Annotated in this window: 17 protein-coding genes, 1 tRNA gene, 1 other RNA gene and 1 pseudogene; 16 read left to right on the plus strand and 4 right to left on the minus strand. The window is 64.4% G+C overall.

Annotated elements, in window-relative coordinates; genetic code table 11:
* Positions 1–206: 206 nt before the first annotated feature.
* Positions 207–800, plus strand: coding sequence for a TetR/AcrR family transcriptional regulator (locus tag BJF89_RS01665; protein WP_075811725.1), 594 nt, complete (start codon positions 207–209; stop codon positions 798–800).
* A complete protein-coding gene (locus BJF89_RS01670; RefSeq protein WP_075811727.1) occupies positions 793–1590 on the plus strand; it encodes a heme biosynthesis HemY N-terminal domain-containing protein in 798 nt (265 codons plus the stop codon). The genes BJF89_RS01665 and BJF89_RS01670 overlap by 8 nt, the downstream gene beginning before the upstream one ends.
* On the opposite strand, the gene BJF89_RS01675 is transcribed toward BJF89_RS01670, so the two are convergent.
* Positions 1485–3092 (minus strand): AbgT family transporter, encoded by a 1608-nt coding sequence (locus BJF89_RS01675; protein ID WP_187344661.1) that lies wholly within the window; start codon positions 3090–3092, stop codon positions 1485–1487. The genes BJF89_RS01670 and BJF89_RS01675 overlap by 106 nt on opposite strands.
* A 113-nt stretch (positions 3093–3205) precedes the next feature.
* Between BJF89_RS01675 and ftsE the strand changes: the two genes are divergently transcribed.
* The 8 genes and pseudogenes from ftsE to BJF89_RS19230 form a co-directional block, all read left to right on the plus strand.
* Positions 3206–3895, plus strand: coding sequence for a cell division ATP-binding protein FtsE (gene ftsE / locus BJF89_RS01680; protein ID WP_075811729.1), 690 nt, complete (start codon positions 3206–3208; stop codon positions 3893–3895).
* Between the two features lie 15 nt (positions 3896–3910).
* Positions 3911–4813: a permease-like cell division protein FtsX gene (gene ftsX, locus BJF89_RS01685; protein ID WP_075811731.1), complete on the plus strand. Its 903-nt coding sequence runs from the start codon at positions 3911–3913 to the stop codon at positions 4811–4813.
* 21 nt (positions 4814–4834) lie between these two features.
* Positions 4835–5386: an SsrA-binding protein SmpB gene (smpB, locus tag BJF89_RS01690; RefSeq protein ID WP_075811733.1), complete on the plus strand. Its 552-nt coding sequence runs from the start codon at positions 4835–4837 to the stop codon at positions 5384–5386.
* An 88-nt stretch (positions 5387–5474) separates the two neighbouring features.
* Positions 5475–5852: a transfer-messenger RNA gene (gene ssrA / locus BJF89_RS01695) on the plus strand.
* A gap of 145 nt (positions 5853–5997) precedes the next feature.
* A complete protein-coding gene (locus BJF89_RS01700; RefSeq protein WP_075811735.1) occupies positions 5998–6888 on the plus strand; it encodes a cutinase family protein in 891 nt (296 codons plus the stop codon).
* An 85-nt stretch (positions 6889–6973) separates the two neighbouring features.
* Positions 6974–7693 (plus strand): FadR/GntR family transcriptional regulator, encoded by a 720-nt coding sequence (locus tag BJF89_RS01705; protein WP_075811737.1) that lies wholly within the window; start codon positions 6974–6976, stop codon positions 7691–7693.
* Positions 7694–7695: 2 nt separating this feature from the next.
* Positions 7696–8919: an MFS transporter gene (locus tag BJF89_RS01710; protein ID WP_075811739.1), complete on the plus strand. Its 1224-nt coding sequence runs from the start codon at positions 7696–7698 to the stop codon at positions 8917–8919.
* 206 nt (positions 8920–9125) lie between these two features.
* Positions 9126–9503 (plus strand): annotated as a pseudogene (locus BJF89_RS19230) (phosphatase PAP2 family protein); the annotation flags it as partial.
* A 52-nt stretch (positions 9504–9555) separates the two neighbouring features.
* Here BJF89_RS19230 and BJF89_RS01720 read toward each other — a convergent pair.
* Positions 9556–11256, minus strand: coding sequence for an AMP-binding protein (locus tag BJF89_RS01720; RefSeq protein ID WP_075811743.1), 1701 nt, complete (start codon positions 11254–11256; stop codon positions 9556–9558).
* A 122-nt stretch (positions 11257–11378) separates the two neighbouring features.
* Between BJF89_RS01720 and BJF89_RS01725 the strand changes: the two genes are divergently transcribed.
* Positions 11379–11960 (plus strand): lipoprotein LpqH, encoded by a 582-nt coding sequence (locus BJF89_RS01725; RefSeq protein ID WP_075811745.1) that lies wholly within the window; start codon positions 11379–11381, stop codon positions 11958–11960.
* A gap of 30 nt (positions 11961–11990) precedes the next feature.
* On the opposite strand, the gene BJF89_RS01730 is transcribed toward BJF89_RS01725, so the two are convergent.
* The gene (locus tag BJF89_RS01730; protein WP_075811747.1) at positions 11991–13415 is read right to left on the minus strand and encodes a sodium:alanine symporter family protein; all 1425 of its coding nucleotides are present in this window, start codon (positions 13413–13415) and stop codon (positions 11991–11993) included.
* A 265-nt stretch (positions 13416–13680) separates the two neighbouring features.
* On the opposite strand from BJF89_RS01730, the gene BJF89_RS01735 reads away from it, so the two are divergent.
* Complete coding sequence (locus tag BJF89_RS01735) at positions 13681–14475, plus strand: thioredoxin domain-containing protein (protein ID WP_075811749.1); 795 nt, start codon at positions 13681–13683, stop codon at positions 14473–14475.
* A 273-nt stretch (positions 14476–14748) separates the two neighbouring features.
* Here the strand turns inward: BJF89_RS01735 and BJF89_RS01740 are convergent.
* Positions 14749–14824: transfer RNA gene (locus BJF89_RS01740), tRNA-Ala, on the minus strand.
* Positions 14825–15024: 200 nt separating this feature from the next.
* On the opposite strand from BJF89_RS01740, the gene BJF89_RS01745 reads away from it, so the two are divergent.
* The 4 genes from BJF89_RS01745 to BJF89_RS01760 all read left to right on the plus strand — a co-directional run bounded on the left by BJF89_RS01745 (position 15025) and on the right by BJF89_RS01760 (position 18016).
* Positions 15025–15639 (plus strand): vitamin K epoxide reductase family protein, encoded by a 615-nt coding sequence (locus BJF89_RS01745; RefSeq protein ID WP_075811904.1) that lies wholly within the window; start codon positions 15025–15027, stop codon positions 15637–15639.
* 213 nt (positions 15640–15852) lie between these two features.
* The gene (gene ykgO / locus BJF89_RS01750) at positions 15853–15975 is read left to right on the plus strand and encodes a type B 50S ribosomal protein L36 (protein ID WP_012732041.1); all 123 of its coding nucleotides are present in this window, start codon (positions 15853–15855) and stop codon (positions 15973–15975) included.
* Between the two features lie 376 nt (positions 15976–16351).
* Positions 16352–16582 carry a glutaredoxin-like protein NrdH gene (nrdH, locus tag BJF89_RS01755; RefSeq protein WP_038549888.1) on the plus strand — a complete coding sequence of 77 codons (231 nt, stop codon included), beginning with the start codon at positions 16352–16354 and terminating at the stop codon, positions 16580–16582.
* A gap of 108 nt (positions 16583–16690) precedes the next feature.
* Positions 16691–18016, plus strand: coding sequence for an MFS transporter (locus BJF89_RS01760; protein WP_075811751.1), 1326 nt, complete (start codon positions 16691–16693; stop codon positions 18014–18016).
* The last annotated feature ends 20 nt before the right edge of the window (positions 18017–18036 follow it).

The following is an 18036-nucleotide window of genomic DNA, read 5'->3' on the forward strand; positions in this document are numbered from 1 at the left end:
GGACGGCGGTGTCGTTCTGTATCCACGGCGCGCAAGGGCAGAGGAGAGTGGGCGCGCGGGTGATGTGGGGCCCGAGCCTACGCCCACGGCAGATGCAGTGCCGGTGACGCAGCGACGTCGGGTGTGCCCGGCGACCACCCTTGTGTATTATCTGACTGATCAGTCAAATAATACGGACGGCGGAGCACATCGACGGAGGGCTACATATGGCACGCAGGACGGACCCGGAGGAAGTGGCACGGAAGAAGTCGCGGATCGCGGACGAAGCCGCGCGTCTCTTCGCCACACAGGGATTCGAGAACACCAGCGTGGCGCAGATAGCGGCCGCTGTCGGCACCAGTCCGGCGAGCATCTTCTACTACTTCCCGGACAAGGCGTCGTTGTTCCGTGCCCCGTTCGAGCAGGACGTCCCGGCCGCTGAACGGCTGGTCGCGGAACACTCCGATGCCGCGGACCCGCTGGAGGCGATCCTCGCGATCGTCGATGCGCTGGCATCAGAGGCCGCCTACCCCTATGCGCAGGGAATGCTGGTGGAGTCGCTACGCAGGATGGGGCACGACCCGGAACTCATCGCGGCATCAGAGCAGGCCGCCGCGACCCAACGTGCCGGCCTTGCCGCGCTGATCTCCCGAGCGATGCAGGACGGCCAGGTCGACCAGACGTTGGACCCCTCTTTCGCCGCGCGGTGGGTGCTCACGATCATCGACGCCTGCTACCTCAACGCGGAACCGGGGCGGTCGCCGTCACCCGAGGTGCGCCGGACCGTCCTGGGGTACCTGAAAGGAACAGACCATGAGTGACCGGAGCGACACGACCACAGTGCGGATCCCCGCGGGGTACACGGTGACCTTCACCGTCGGCGGGGCGGTGGTCGGGCTGGTCGCCGCGTTCATCGTCGGGCCGCTGGTGGGCTGGTTGATCGGACTGATCGGTGATGCGCCGGGACCCTTGCGTCTCGCCGCCGAACTGCCGTTCATCGGGGCTCTTCCCGTCCTGGCGGTGCTCGGTGCGGTGGCTGGTTTCGTCATCGTCGCGTCCTGGTCTGACGGTGCCGGGTCGATCGACGTGGGGGAGGACGGGATCACGGTGCGCTCGAAGGACGCTGACCGGCACATACCCAGGGCCTGTGCGCGCCGGGTGATCGCCGAGAAGAAGGAACTGATCGTCCTCGACGAGGGGACACGCGAGGTGTTCCGTGGCCCGGTCGAGGACGAGATGCTCGCGGGCCTGCGGGCGGCCTGCGGGACCACGGCTACCCGGAGCTGGAGACGGTCGACCCGTACTCGCGGGAGTACACCACCTGGGTGGAAGGCGACGGGCGCCTGGATGGTGAGGCCGAGGACCTGCTGCGGGCCAGGCGTCGGGCGCTGGCGGATGACAGGCCCGGTGCGGCCGAGGAGGCGTTGGAGGGCCTCCGCCGCCGCGGAATCATGGTGCGGGACCGCGAGGGACGGCAGCAGTACCGTCGCCTCTAGATCGTCGTCCTACCCGGCCGGATACTCCATCGGTGCTCCGGGCCCGAGTGGGACGCCCAGTGCCCACCAGGCGAGGAAGAGCAGGAACCAGCCCAGCATCATCGTCAGGCAGTAGGGGATCGTCATCGACATCAGGGTGCCGAGGCCGGCCCTCTTGTAGTAGCGGAGCAGGAAGGCGAACGCCATGGCGAAGTAGGGGTTCATCGGGGTGACGATGCTGGTCGTCGAGTCGCCGATACGGTACAGCATCTGTGTGACCTCGGGGGAGATGCCGATGTACATCATCATCGGCACAACGATGGGCGCCATCAGAGCCCACTGCGCCGAACCGGAGGTGATCATCATGTTGAGGAAGGCCACCATCAGGACGAAGCAGGCGAACAGCACGGGGGTGGGAAGGTCCCAGCTCTGCAGCAGGTCCGAGCCCTTGATCGACAACCAGATGCCCAGGTTTGACGCCTCGAACCAGGCGATGAACTGGGAGACCACGAAGAACAGCACGAGCATCGGCAACATCGTCTGCAGGCCCTTGGCCATGAAGTCCGGGATGTCGGTGGCCTTCGTGATGCTCTTGACGGTCAGCCCGTACACGGTGCCCAGCAGGAAGAACCCCACCGAGATGGGGACCGCGATGTCGGTGATCAGCGGGCTCTCCATGACGGCACCACCGTCACCCTGCAGCGGCGAGCCGGGGACGAACAGAAGAGCGAAGTAGACCGCGAGAAAGACGGCACCGGCGAGTCCGGCGAGCTTGAGACCGCCGCGTTCGCTGTCTTTCAGTGTCAGGTCGGTGACGACGTGACCGTCGTCGTCCGTGAAGTTGACCTCGTCGTAATTGATGTCGTCGTGATCGACGATCTGGTGGATCTTCTTGTCCATGAACAGTTCGGTCAGCGCCGTGATGATCAGCGCGAGAACGACCGAGGAAGCGATCACGAAGTAGTAGTTCGCCAGGGGGTTCACCACGTACTCCGGGTCCACGAGTTGTGCGGCGCTGGTCGACAGTCCGGCAAGCAGGACGTCGGTGATGTTGAGCAGGAGCGAGGCGTCGAAACCGGCTGCTGCGGCGGCGAAGGCGACGATCGCGCCCACGATGGGTGACCGTCCCAGGGCGTTGAACGCCATCGCTCCGAGGGGGATGATCACGATGAAGATGGCGTCTGAGGCGATGGAGCCGGTGACACCGGCCAGGGCGACGGCGAACGTCAGGGTCTTGGGACCCGTCCGGGCCACCATGGACCGCACTGCCGCGGAGATGAGGCCGGAATGCTCGGCCACCGCGACACCGAGCATCACGGTGATGATCACGCCGAGAGGCGGGAACGAGGTGAAGTTCGTGACGGCCTCGGAGACGATCAGCTGTAGACCGTCGGTACTCAGGAGGTTGACGACCTCGACGTCGTCACCGGACTGGGGGTCGGTGGCATGCATCCCGATGAGTGACCCCAGCCAGCTCGCCACCAGGACGATTCCGGCCAGGCACACGAAAAGCCAGAACGGGTTCGGCAGGAGATTGCCGAGACGTTCCACCCACCCGAGGATGCCGGGGGTACGGCCGTTCTTCTTCTCCGACGTCTTTACCGTCTCCGACAAGGTCGGGGTCTCCTGTGGCGTCATGGGGCAGCAGACTACCAACGCGGCAGGGGCCGTGCAGGAAATGTACAGAAATAGACTTGTCACAGCAGTCACATCTGTTTCTTTTGTCCCACGAGGTCAGGTACGGTAGCGACGTGATCACATTCGACAAGGTCAGCAAGACATACCGGACATCCACCCGGCCTGCATTGCAGGACATCTCGGTCGAGATCGAGAAAGGGGAGTTCGTCTTCCTCATCGGCCCCAGTGGGTCGGGCAAGTCGACTTTCCTGCAGCTCATGATCCGGGAGGAGGAGGTTGACGCCGGCGAACTCCACGTCGCCGACTTCCACGTCAACACCCTGCCCAAGCGGAAGACCCCTCAGCTGCGGCAGAAGATCGGATACGTCTTCCAGGACTTCCGGCTGCTGCCGAACAAGAATGTCTACGACAACGTCGCGTTCGCGCTGGAGGTGACCGGTCGACGCCGGGACGCCATCGAGAAAACCGTCCCCGAGGTTCTGGACATGGTCGGCCTCGCGGGTAAGGGACAGCGGATGCCCGATGAACTCTCCGGCGGTGAGCAGCAGCGTGTCGCGATCGCCCGCGCCACGGCGAACCGTCCTCTCGTCCTGCTCGCCGACGAGCCCACCGGCAACCTGGATCCGGACACTTCGGCAGAGATCATGGCGCTGCTCAACCGCATCAACCGCGGAGGGACCACCGTCGTCATGAGTACCCACGACGACGTCGCCGTCGACTCCATGCGCCGCCGCGTGCTGGAACTGTCCAACGGAAAGCTCGTCCGCGACGACGCCCACGGCATCTACGCCGTCGGGCGCTAGGGAAGGAACACGACCATGAAAATCCGTTTCGTCCTCAAGGAAGCCTTCGCGGGCCTGACCCGTAATGTGACGATGACCGTCGCGATGGTCATCACCACCGCCATTTCCCTGGCCCTGCTGGCCACCGGTGTGCTGATCACCAACATGACCGCCGACACCAAGGAGCTCTACCTCGACCGGATCGAGGTGATGGTCCAGCTCGACGACGAGATCTCCGCCAACGACCTCGACTGCTCCAGTGACGTCTGCAAGGACATCCGGGACACTCTCGAGAACGACGATGACGTCGAGTCGGTGACCTTCCGCAACAAGGACCAGAGCTACGAGCGGTTCGTGGAACTCTTCGGCCAGTCCGACCCCGTCCTCGTCGAACAGACCTCGCAGGACGCCTTCCCGGCGGCGCTGCATGTGCGTCTGGCCGACCCGTTGGACACCAGCCCCATCGACGAGATCGCCGAAAAGCCCGGAGTGGCGACCATCGTCGACCAGCAGGACGACCTGCGCGGGGCGACGCAGAACCTCGACGCCGTGCGCAACGCCAGCTTCGTCCTCGCCGCAGTGCAGGCGGTCGCCGCGGTCTTCCTGATCATGAACATGGTGCAGCTCGCGGCATTCTCCCGCCGGCATGAAACCAGCATCATGCGCATGGTGGGGGCGACCCGGTGGTACACCCAGGCGCCGTTCATCCTGGAAGCGGTGCTGGCGTCCCTCATCGGCTCGCTGCTGTCGGTGGGTGCGCTGCTGCTCGGGAAGAGTTTCCTTCTGGACCAGGCACTGGGGTCGTTGTACGACGCGAACCTGATCGCCAGAATCACCGCCACCGACATATGGCTGGTCTCTCCGTTCATCATCGTGGCGGGAGCACTCGTCGCCGGGGTGACTGCGCAGGTCACACTGCGCTGGTACGTGAAGAAGTAAGAAGGTAGACTTCTTCGGGCTATGGCGAAGAAGAGCACACCGGTGGACTCCGGACGTAAAAAGGGCGAGAAGGCCGCCAAGCCGGGGAAAGCCGGCACGAAGAACGGTGGCCCGCTCGTCGTCGCCACCAACCGTAAGGCCCGCCACAACTACCGCATCCTCGATACCGTCGAAGCCGGGGTCGCCCTGGTCGGAACCGAGGTCAAGGCACTGCGTGAGGGCAAGGCGTCCCTGGTGGATGCTTTCGCCACCATTGACGACGGCGAGGTGTGGCTGCGCAACCTCCACATCCCCGAGTACGCGCAGGGGACGTGGACGAACCACGCGCCACGTCGGGTCCGCAAACTCCTGCTCCACCGTGGTGAGATCGACTCGCTGATGGGGAAAGTCCGGGACGGGAACAACACCCTGGTCCCGTTGCAGCTCTACTTCGTCTCAGGACGGTTGAAGGTTGAGCTGGCCTTGGCCACCGGTAAGCAGGACTACGACAAGCGTCAGGACATCAAGCGGCGTACCGAGGAGCGTGAGGCGACCCGTGAGCTGGGGCGCCGGATCAAGGGAATAAAGGGCTGAGTCACCAGGTTGACTGGGGTAACTCACCCGAACTAGGATGAGTCATCCTGCCACCGCCGAGCTTTCCGGTGACGGGGATGCACCACAAGGGGTCGATCAGGTTTCGACTTCGTGCATTGAGCCAGGGGAAGCGTGCCGGTGCAGGCTGGAGACCACCGTAAGCGTCGCAGCAACCTATAGGCGCCGAGAAGAACACTCAGCGCGACTACGCCCTCGCTGCCTAATCAGCGACCGCGTGTCTGTCAGCCCGGGTAGGTCCCTGACCCGGTCACTGGCATCAGCTAAGGGACTTGACGCTACCGTCCTGTCGTTCGGGCGAGTAGCGGACATTTCAGAGCGACTGGGCTCATCGTCCGGGCACGTCCGCATGACCCGGAGAGCCGAGCAGAGATGACCGCGGACTGCGCACGGAGAAGCCCTGGCGAGGTCTCGAAGGACCCGGGTTCAATTCCCGGCGGCTCCACCGAGAGATCCCCTGACCTGTAATTTCTGGTCAGGGGGTTTTCTTGTTCAGGTCAGGGTCGGGGGTGGAGGTATCCGGGGGAGAGAATGTGCTTATAATCCTGTCGTTGTTTCATGTCGGAGTCTGTTCACCGAGCCCAGGAGTTTCCGTGCGCCCCAATCTCTCCCACCGCCGTCGCGGAATCCGCACGGCTGTCGGTGCTGCAGCTGCTGCTCTCGCCGTCGCTGTCGTCAGTGCACCGGTGGCCTCCGCCGTCGGGTTCTCCACCGGTGTCGTGGCGACCCCGGCCATTCCCCGGTGTGAGCCTGACATCGTGGTGATTGTTCCCGGTGGTGGCCAGTCAGCGCCGGGAATGCCCGACAATCTGCCTGTTGGTGCCTACACCTCGGATCTCGGGGCGATGCTCGAGACGTTCGGGACGTCCACGACCCGGACGGTCGCCTACAACGCCGTCCCGTTCGTGTCCACGGCGTACACGCAGATCCAGTCGGACGGCATCGCCAAGACCCGTCAGTTGATCGCGGGTACGGCGGCACAGTGCCCTTCGTCGACGATCAGTCTGGCAGGGTACTCGCTCGGGGCGGACGTGGCGTCCCGGGTGGTTGCGGACATCGGACACGGACGTGGTCCGATCGCTGCGGAGAAGTTCGGTTCCGCAGCGGTGATCTCCAGCCCCAACCGTGGCGCAGGTTCAGTGGAGGGTGGCAGTGCCCGCGGTGGGGAAGGGGTTTTCGGCGCTCTTCCCGGCGGCTACGGTGAGCTCGCTGATCGGGTCATGGACATCTGCGACGACGGCGACTACATCTGCAATTCTGATGAGCGCACGAAGAACACACGCGGCCGTGCGGAGGCGATCACCCAGATGACAGCCCTCGACCAGGGGCTGAACGGGAGTTCCGGCATCCGTGGTGTGGACAACCGGAGCATGGTTGCCGAAGTCCCGTTCGGGCTTGCGCCCGGGCAGTACGCCCACGTCTCCAGCTACGGCGGGAACGGTGGGGTCAACCCCGCCTACGGGTTCCTGAAACGTCACTTCTGAGTCCGGGGCGGAATCCGTTCCGGTGACTGATGCTGGCGGGAAGTAAATGTAGGACATTTGGCTATTTTCTGTTAGGCTGCCCTCTATGCCTAGAATCAATCCGCAACGTACCCTGTCTGAACGGGTCGCCGACCAGCTCCGGGACCGGATTGCGGCCGGCGAGTTCCCGGTCGGCACACTGATCCCGACAGAGAACCATCTCGCCGAGGAAATGGGCGTCAGCCGCAACAGCGTCCGTGAGGCACTGCGGGCGCTGGTGCACGCAGGAATGCTCGGAGCTCGAGCTGGCTACGGCACATTCGTTACCGCGACCAGTGACCTTGCGCCCACGCTCGCCCGTCACATCGACCGGGACCGAGAACAGGACGTGGCGGAGGTCCGGGCCATCCTTGAACGCGAGGGGGCCCGTTATGCAGCTCTGCGTGCCACCGACTCCCAGGTCGAGGCGTTGGAGACAGCTCTCCTCGCACGCTCGGACGCTTCCGACGAAGATTCCTACGCTGCCACCGACATCGCATTTCACCGTCTGCTCATGGAAGCGTCCGGTAATGCCCTTCTGGCGGAGCTCTACCGCGGAGTGGGAGGTAATGAACAGGCGCTCATGCATTTCACTCCGGCAGAGATCGATTTCGCTGAGCGATCGGGTGCAATTGCCGACATCGATGCCGAGCATGCCGCCATCGTCCGTGCGGTTGCCGACCATGATCCGGAGGAGGCCGCAGCCGCCGCAGAGCGGGCGGTGTTCAAGGTCCAGCAGTACACAACGTCGCGTCAGGAGCTAGACGGCACAGGGGAAGGTCGATAGTCATGACAGATACATCGTCCAGTTCCACGGAGCGAAGCGGGATCAACCGGTTTGGTTCCGGTGTCCCTGTTGCTTTGGTGGTCGTCGGTATCCTGCTTGTCGCCGGTAATCTGCGCGCGGCTATCACCACAGTCGGACCTGTCCTCACAGAAATCGAGGATGACCTCGGCATCTCCTCGTCTGCGGCCTCCTTCCTTGTCAGCCTCCCCCTGTTGGCATTCGCTGTGGTGTCCCCACTGGTGCCCCGGGTTGCCCACCGGTTCGGGTTGGAACGCATCATCGTCATCGCGCTGGCCGGGCTTGCCGTCGGCCTGGTGGTGCGTTCCACTCCGCCGATCGCTCTAATCTGGATCGGGACGACACTCGTCGGCGTCGCTATCGCTGTCCTCAACGTCGTTCTTCCTGCACTGGTGAAACGGGACTTCCCCACGAAGATCGGACAGGTCACCGGTGCTTACTCAGCCGTGCAGTCAGGCTTTGCGGCCGTCGCCGCCGGAGTGGCGGTGCCAGTGGCCGGTCTCACAGCACTGGGGTGGCGACTGCCCCTGGCCATGTGGGCGGGTCTCGCACTCATCGCCATGGGCGTCGTCCTTCCGCAACTTCGGAAGTCCTCACCGACGGCCGCCGTCCCGGCGCCCCCGGTCTCTGCAGGGACGGCTCCGGTGTGGCGTCGGGCACTGGCCTGGCAGGTCGCGGCATTCATGGGCCTCCAGTCGACGAACTACTACGTACTTGTCACGTGGCTCCCGTCCATCGAACAGGACGCCGGAATCAGTGGCACCACCGCAGGTACGCATCAGTTCCTCTTCAATGTGTTCGGCATCGCGGGAAGCCTCTGTTGTTCAGCGTTGTTGACTCGGCTCCGCGACCAGCGGGTACTCGGCATCATCATCCCCGTGACTCTCCTCATCGCAGTACTCGGAATTCTCGTCGCACCCGGCTTGACCGGGGTGTGGGCATGCATTGCCGGTATCGGTGGCGGGGCCAGCATCGTCCTGTCCCTTTCATTGTTCGGCCTGCGCGCCCGGCACCACACCACTGCCGCGTCGTTGTCCGGAATGGCGCAGTCCGTCGGTTACATCCTCGCTGCGCTTGGGCCGGTTCTCGTCGGTGCGCTGCATGATGCCACCGGGTCTTGGACTCCCGCATTGAGCGTGCTTGTCGTTGTCGACCTGGCGATGCTCTGGGCCGGCGTCCTTGCGGGCCGAAACCGGACGGTCGACTGATACGGAGCCAGCCTCCCCACCGTCGACTGGGGAACCGGGGGAGAGAGTTGGTAGCGTTCAGCGCAATGTCGAGATCAGTTTTTGCTCCACGTATTGTCGGCGCCGTCATCCTTGTGCTGGTACTGACGGCTGTCACGACCTACCCGGCACGGGACACGTTGTACCGGACCGTGGCTGAGGGGACTGCGGGATCACCGCTCAGTGGCATGGTCGAGGTGTTCACCGAAGCGGGCCTTCTCGCTCTCGTCGCGACAGCGGGAATCATCGCGGTATGGGCACTGGTGCGTGACCATGAGGTACTGCGTCGACTGGTGATCGGGGGAGTGGGTGTCATCGCCGCATACCTGATCAGTGAGGTCACGAAGAATATCGTGCAGGAGGCCCGGCCCTGCTCTGCCGGGGACGTCGCCACCGTGCTGTCCTGCCCGGAGGCGGGAAGTTGGGCGTGGCCGTCGAACCACTCCACCCTTGCGGCGGCTTTCGCGGTGGCCTGTGCCTTCGCTCTGCCGAAGCTCGGGTGGTTCACCGTGCCGCTGGCAGTCGCAGCAGCCTTCAGTCGTGTCGCGGCAGGCGTCCATTACGTGCACGACGTCGCCACGGGGCTGGCGCTGGGCCTGGCCGTCGTCGTACTGGTCGCTATCCTTCTCGATCGTGTGGTGCCTCGCGTGGATTCTCTCCCTGGTGCTCGCTCTCTGCCTCGTCACGCAGCACGTTCTTCCGGACCTTCCCCGTCGAGGTCCGGGGCAGCTCCTCGATGACCCGGTAGTCCCGCGGCACCTTGTAGCCGGCGATCAGCCCGCGGCAGTGGTCGATCACCGTCTGCTCGAGGGCCGCGTCCGGCTCGACACCGGGGGAGACGACGACATAGGCGCGCAGAGCCTCACCCCATGTGTCGTCGGGAACACCGATGACGGAGACGTCCGCAATCGAGGGGTGACTGATGATCGCCTGTTCCACCTCGATGGTGGAGATGTTCTCCCCACCCGAGATCACCACGTCCTTGGCCCGGTCGAGGACCTGGATGTAACCGTCCGGGTGTTTCACCGCCAGGTCCCCGGAGTGGAACCATCCGCCGAGAAAAGCTTCCGCGGTGGCGTCCGGGTTGTGGAAGTACTCGCGCATGACGATATTGCCGCGCATCACGACCTCACCCATGGTCTCGCCGTCCTGCGGTACGTCGACCAGGGTCACGTCCTGCGGAGCGTTCTTCGCGACCTGCTCGACCACGCGGACCTCTTCGCTGGTGACCATCGCCAGGCCCTGGCGTGACTTCAGCGTCGCCCGTTCCGCCGTACTGAGTGTGGACCATTCCGGCTGCGGGGCGCAGGCGACGGTCGGGCCGTAGGTCTCCGTGAGTCCGTAGACGTGGATGACATCGATGCCGAGGTCCTCACAGGCACTGATCACGGTCGGGCTCGGCGGGGCCCCGGCCGTGGCGATCGACAACGTAGTGACCTTGTGTGCTTCTGCAGAACCCACGATCGTGGCGAGAACCGCGGGCGCACCGCACAGGCTCGTGACACCTTCATTGTCAATCAGACGCCAGATCTCGGGCCCGCGTACTGCGCGCAGGGCGATCTGCGTCGCGGAGGCCGCCATGGCCGCCCACCCGGTGCACCACCCCGAGCAGTGGAACATCGGGAGCGTCCACAGGTACACGGTGTCGCGGGTGTAGGTGTGCGTCATGACCATGCCCAGTGCGGCAAGGTACGCGCCACGATGGGTGTAGACCACGCCTTTCGGACGCCCCGTCGTTCCGGACGTGTAGTTGATGGCGATGGCGGCGTCTTCGTCGTCCACGGTGAAGGCCAACGGGGCATCGTCCTGCGGGTGCTCTTCCCCGTCGCCCTCGGCGAGGAAGGCGTCGAAGGTGGTGACCACGCCGGAATCCGGGAAGCGGGGTTCCGGCTGGGAGCCGTCCTCGTCGTGGATGAGCACGAAGGTGTCCACCAGGCCGGCGCTGCCCAGGGTCCGGCGACAGGCGTGGATGAGGTCCTGTTCGCCGAACAGCGTGCCGATCCCGGCATGATCACAGATGTAGCGGACTTCCGCCGGAGCCAGGCGCGTGTTGATCGGGACCAGGACACCACCCGCCAGCGGCACGGCGAACTGTGCGAGGAGGGCCTCGTAGCTGTTCGCCGCGAGCATGCCGACCCGTCCTCCGGGGCGCAACCCGCGACGGAGGAGGGCGCGGGCCATACGTACCGCGTCCGCACGCATCTCGGCGAACGAGACGCGGCGGGGGCCGTCGACACAAGCGGTCCGATTCGGGTAAATCGTGGCGCTGCGGTCCAGGAACCGGAGTGGGGTGAGGGCGACGTTCAGTCCGGCGGTCATGGGGGTCCTCGGGATAGGAGATGGTTTCCCAGAGGATAGCGCCCCACGCTGACGCGGCGGCGGTGAAACTCGGAATTCATCTACTATTGAACGGAAAACATTCGCCGACGGAAGGAACCGCCGTGAACATCCGCACTACCCGCCGACGTACCGCCGCCGCAGCACTGGGGATCGCCGTTGTCGGTGCGCTCGCCGCCTGCGGTGACGACAACAGTGATGAAAACGCCTCGGACACCGCGGCCCCGGAGACGGTCACCGAGACGGTCACCGCCGACCAGGGTGCCCCGTCGGACACCACATCGGACAATGCAACGGGGAGCGAGACCCGGAGCCCCGAGAACGGTTCTGCAGGTGGCGGCGGCAGCGTCGCCACGCTGGTCTTCGACGGAAGCGACCTCGCGTCGCAGTTCACCGAGGTGCAGTGCCGGCAGGACGGTACGGACGAGTTCGAGATCGACCTGTGGAATGACGACAGGACGGACCACGTCGAGGTGGACCTCGACATCCGGGACGCGCCGCGCGTCGACGGGCTCGGTGTCGACCGGGAAGGCAAGGAATGGGAGCCCACCGATACCCAGGAGCGTGACGCCACCGTCGAGGTCGACGGCGACACCTACCGCGTGAACGGCCAGCTGGAAGTTGATGACGACCATCCCGACGCCGGCGACGTGGCGGATCTTGAGCTCGAGGTCAGCTGCGCCTGACGGCGAGGTGGCCCCGGGCGCTGACGGGGATCAGCGCCAGGGGGACTTCTGCTCGATGAGGAACTTCTCGACATCGGTCGCCGAGGCCTTGAGCGCCGGATCGAAGTCCAGGTACGCCTTGGTTTCGCGGGCCACCAGTCCGGAGAGGATGAGCATGCCGATGAGGTTCGGCATGGCCATCAGGCCATTGGCGAGATCCGAGAAGGTCCATGCCACACTCAGTTCCATCGTGGCACCGACCACGACCACGCAGGTGAAGATGACACGGTAGGGGACGGTGGCGTGATCGCCGAAGATGCGTTGTGCGTTGCGCTCACCGTAGTAGGACCAACCAACGATGGTTGAGAACGCGAAGAACACCAGGGACAGTGTCACGATCCACGGGCCCCAGTCGCCCAGGACCGTGCCGAAGGCTTTGGCGGTCATGTTCGCGGCATTCGCTTCACCGTCCTGCCACACCCCCGTACTGATCAGAATCAGGCCGTTGAGGGTTACGAGGATGATGGTGTCGATGAACGTCTGGGTCATCGACACGAGTCCCTGGCGTGTCGGGTGGGTGGTCTTCGCTGCGGCAGCGGCGATCGCCGCAGAGCCCATCCCTGACTCATTGGAGAAGATGCCGCGCGCGACACCGGTCTGCAGGGCGAGCAGGATGCCGGCACCGACGAATCCGCCGGCGGCGGCGGTGCCACTGAACGCATCGGTGAACACCAGGCCGAGTGCGCCCGGGATCTCCTGGATGTGTCCGATCAGGACGATCAGACCACTGCCGAGGAAGAGGATGATCATCATCGGGACGAAGCCTGAGGTGACACGTCCGATGGCGGTGATGCCGCCCAGCAGGACCGCGCCCAGGAGGACGAACATGACGATCCCCGAGACGATTGGCGCGACGCCGAAAGTGTCCTCCAGCCCGGCGGCGACGGCGTTACCCTGGGTCATGTTTCCGATACCGAAAGAGGCGATGACCGCGGCGATGGCGAAGAACCAGGCCAGGAACTTCCCGAGTGGGCCCTTGATCCCCCGTTCGAGGTAGCGTTGCGGGCCGCCTGACATATTGCCCTTGCCGTCCGTCACCCGGAACCGGACGGCGAGGAACGCCTCGGAGTACTTCGAAGCCATGCCGACCAGACCAGTGACCCACATCCAGAAGAGAGCGCCGGGGCCGCCGATGGCGATGGCTGTTGCCACGCCGACGATATTGCCCACACCGACGGTGGCGGCGAGGGCGGTGGTCAGTGACTGGAACTGGGAGATATCACCTTCGCCGCCGTCGTCGCTGCGGTCGATGAAGCCGAGCCTCAGGGCTTTTCCCAGCTTGCGGAACTGGATTCCCCGGAGTCGGAACGTCAGCACCAGACCGGTGACGAGAAGGAGCGGGATGAGAAGCCAGGGGCCCCAGACGAAGTCGCGTACTGCGCCGAGCCCGTCCTCGAAGCTCGCGGCGAGCACCATGTCAGATGTTTGCATGAGAGAAAGATATCCTGCCTGTGTTTCCGTGAGGTAATGAACAGTGAAGTTTTTATGTCCGGGGGTGAGGGGGTCGCAGCTGTGCGCCCACTGTGAGCGCGGAAGCCGTGCATGCCAGTTTGCTGGGAATGGGGGCCGGGAGGGCGACGCCGTGTGGATATACGCCGAGGGCGACCGCTAGGGTAGACGCGGTCACGTCCTGCGAAAACGTCGGGGCGAGGAGAGAGAACACCGTGAAAGGTTGAGGTTTGTGAGTCAGAAGATCAAGGCGCCGAACGACAGGAACCGGAGTTTCCTCTGGGGGATCGTGGCGCTCGTCGTCATCTGCGTGGTGTTCATCGGTTTCATGGTCTTCAACGGCCGGAAGAGTACCGATGTCGAACTCAGCGCAGCGGATGTGTCTTTCTCGGTAGCAGTGGAGGACGGTGTGGTTCAGCTTCGTTCCGATGATGTCGCCGATGGTGCACCCACGGCTGACGTCTACGAGGACTACAGCTGTACTCACTGTGCAGATCTCGTTGAGGCTGACAGTGAGTCCATGGAGGGTGCTCTGGACGCGGGTGACATCAACGTCAACCTGCACACCGTCAACTTCCTCGACGGCAACGGCAACGAGTCCTCGTCCCGCACGGGTGCGGTGGCATTGGCCATCGCCGAGACCGGCGACGCCGGGGCATTCTGGGCGTTCCACGAGAAGGCCTTCGGTGATCAGGCTGAGGTCGCGCGGGATTGGCGCTTCGACGAACTCGCAGACGCCGCAGAGCAGCTCGGCGTGGACAGCGGCGTTGTGGATTCGATCCGCGACGAGTCGGTGATGGACCAGTACAAGCCGAATCTTCAGGCTAACGGCGATCGCCTGCGGGAGCTCATGGGCGACCAGGCAGGAACGCCGGCGCTGTACATCGACGGAGAGTACCTCACCGTCGAACGCGATCCGGAGGATCCGTCGAAGCTGAAGGACTGGGTGCCGGATGTCATCGGCGGCGAAGCTGGCGACGCACCGCAGGAGTCCGCGACGGAGACAGAGTCGTCTGACTCCGAGTAGGTCTGAGTAACCAGACGACGGGACGCCCCCGCACATCGCTGTCTTCTCTCCACGGCGATGGCGGGGGCGTCACACCGTTCCGGGTCGACCGTCGGTGCACTGACTCACTGGGACAGTACTCTGAGGTTGGTTTCCGGCCCGGAGACCAACCAGGGATGGCTGTCTCAGCTGGTGGTGACGACTGCCCGCCGCGGATGAAGCCCGCCGACGCTCGCACATACGGAAAAAGTCCGGTCCTCGCTCTCCCTGGGGAGAACGAGGACCGGACCTCGGTGGTGGAGCTAAGGGGACTCGAACCCCTGACCCCCACACTGCCAGTGTGGTGCGCTACCAGCTGCGCCATAGCCCCGTTCGCTGTCGTGAAGAAGGTGACTTCCTCGCTGCGGACGAGATATAACGTACCCCAGCCCTCTCTGACGGTGCAAACCAGCAGGTAAATGCGGTGAGAGGTGGGTTACAGATGTTGTGGTTCCGGTGACCGTATGTGCGAGAATTGCAGGTACAGCCATGGCGGTCACCGTGTCCGCTTCGGACCTGATGGGAGATCCAGTGAGTGCAGCAGTAGAGACGCGTCCCGAGACGCGCGGCCCGGGCTTCTGGGGTGCGTCGAAGCTTTATTCTGCGGGCCTGGTCCTGTTCGGTGTCGTCGGACTGTTCATGTCCGGTCTGATTCTCTACGACAAGATCAAGCTTCTCCAGGATGCCGGGTTTACGCCGGCCTGCACACTGAATGACGTCGTCTCCTGTACCGACGTCATGAACTCCAGTCAGGCCTCCGCATTCGGGATTCCCAACCCCTTCATCGGGCTCGTCGGCTTCGCTGTCGTGCTGACCATCGGTGTGGCGTTGCTGGCTGGGGCGCGGTTTCGTGCGTGGTTCTGGTACGGCTTCCTCGTCGGACTGATTTTCGCCGTGGGTTTCGTGCACTGGCTCGCCTACGAGGCTGTCTACGAGATCGAGGCACTGTGCCCCTACTGCATGGTGGTGTGGGCCGTGGTGCTTCCGCTGTTCGTGTCGACGGTCGTACGTGTTGCGCGTTCCCGGAGCCTGGACCGTGGGGATGAACCGTCATCTGGTCTGGCGGCAGTCGGGATGCCGTCGGCAGTCGTGCTGGTCTGGTACCTCGGCTTCGTGGCGCTCATTCTGCAGCAGTTCGTGTTCTGATGCCGCACGCTCACTGCACCGGTTTGGTTGAGGCACTGTCTGCGGCTAGACTGTCGTGCTGTGTCGCGACCCGGCTTTCCGGGCTCGCACGTTGTTTCTCCGGACAGTTCTCTTCGGTCCGGGAAGCCTGATCAATTCCGATCAATCACGATCAACACCGCGCCGAGGTTCTGTGTGAGCAGCCCGGGGCGCACGACGAGAAAGGAGCGCCCGATGAAGGTCCGTAAGTCCCTTCGGTCGCTGAAGAACAAGCCGGGCGCCCAGGTTGTCCGCCGCCACGGCAAGGTCTTCGTGATCAACAAGAAGGATCCGCGTTTCAAGGCTCGCCAGGGCTAGACCCGCGGTTCCGTCGCCGAACCCCTCCCGACCGCCCCTCGCAGGGCTGTCGGGAGGGGTTCTTCGTATGCGGGGAGGGGGACACCCGTGGATGGACATGGATGGAATTACAACCGTGATTTTCCGGCCCAACATGTAGTGTCGACACCGCTCGGCCACCTGCGAATACTCGACTTGTAACTACTACATATTGTATTTCATCACTGTAGTTACCCCAATATCTCGTGGGAAATTGGGTTGTGTCCCGCTCTGATCCCGGTGTAGTGTCGTCGTCATCAGCCCGGCAGGGGCGCGGTACCGGGCTTCCCCGGCGACCCCGCTGAACCGGGTCCCTCACCGCAGAACAGTCCATCGTTATTTTCCAGGGAGTGCCTCGATGATCACCGTCTACACCAAGCCCGCCTGCGTCCAGTGCACCGCCACCAAGAGGGCTCTCGACAAGGCCGGACTTGACTACGAGATGGTCGACATCAGCCTCGATGACGAGGCCCGTGACTACGTCATGGCCCTCGGCCACCTGCAGGCCCCGGTCGTGGTCACCGAGGACGCCCACTGGTCGGGCTTCCGCCCCGACCGCATCAAGGCGCTGGACGCAGCAGCGGCCTGATCCGGGCCCCGAGGGGCTGGAACACCACCGGGAAGGAGGCTGCGATGTGCAGCGTCCTTCCTTCTTTTTATGTCTGATCGTTAACGAACCCCCTGGAGTGGTGTTTTCATGGCTTCGCGCTCTGCACGCCGTTCGGGCAGGACGGCATTCCGGTCGATCCTGGCCGACACCACGCCGCTGCAGTCACCGCATTTCCGCCGGTTGTGGACCGCCAACATCATCACGGTGATCGGCGCCCAGCTCAATGTCATCGTCGTTCCCGCGCAGATCTACTCGATCACCGGCAGCTCCGGTTATGTGGGACTGGCCGGTGCCTTCGGCCTGGTTCCGCTGATCATCTTCGGCCTCTACGGGGGCGCACTGGCGGACATGATGGACCGACGTCGCCTGCTGATGATCACGACGGTCGGGCTGATCGTCACCGCCGTCGCGTTCTGGGCCCAGGCGGCCTCCGGTGTCGACAACGTCTGGCTGCTGTTGAGCATCTTCGCTCTCCAGCAGGCGTTCTTCGCCGTCAACCAGCCGACGCGGACCGCGATCACCGCACGTATCGTCCCGGACGGGTCCATCGCCGCGGCCGTGTCCCTGAATATGACGGTCCAGCAGGCAGGAGCCATCGTCGGCCCGATCCTCGGTGGTCTGCTGATCCCGGTGACAGGGTTCGCCCTGCTCTACCTCCTCGATGCGTTCTGTCTGGCAGCGACGTTGTGGGCGGTGGCGAAGCTCCCGGCGTTGCCCCCGGACCTCGGGGAATCGACGGCGCCCCGTCGACGCACCCCCGGGTTCCGCAGTATCGCCGAGGGTTTCATCTACCTGGCGGCCATGCCGATCCTGTTGATGAGCTTCGTCATCGATCTCATCGCCATGGTCTTCGGCATGCCGAGGGCGTTGATCCCCCAGATCTCCACCGTGGACTTCGGTGAGACCGGTGACGGAGGGCTCTTCTACGCGCTGCTCTTCGCCGCTGTCCCCCTGGGGGCCGTGCTCGGCGGGGTCTTCTCCGGTGCCGTGACACGACTTCGCCGTCAGGGCGCAGGCATCGTGGTGTCCGTGCTCTGCTGGGGTGTCGCGATCATCATCATGGGGCTCGCCGTCAATCTCGCCGACGGCCGCACAGGACTGTGGGCCTGGGTCGCGGTCGTGGCCTTCGTCATCGGCGGCGTCGCCGACATGTTCTCCTCCGTGCAACGCTCGGCGATGCTCCAGGAGGCGGCGGATGACCGGATGCGGGGGCGCCTGCAGGGCGTGTTCCTGATCGTGGTCGCCGGCGGGCCACGGTTGGCGGACATGCTGCACGGCTGGGCGGGCTCCGTGTTCACTGCGGGGACCGCGACGCTCGTCGGCGGCGTCCTCGTTGTTGTCGGTACCATCGTCGCTGTAGCGGTGGTCCCGTCCTTCCTGAAGTACATTCCCGCTCGGTTCGCCGAGAAGTAGAGAGAAATAGAAAGGACAGT

It is taken from the genome of Corynebacterium sp. CNJ-954, from assembly GCF_001942345.1.
Classification (GTDB): domain Bacteria; phylum Actinomycetota; class Actinomycetes; order Mycobacteriales; family Mycobacteriaceae; genus Corynebacterium.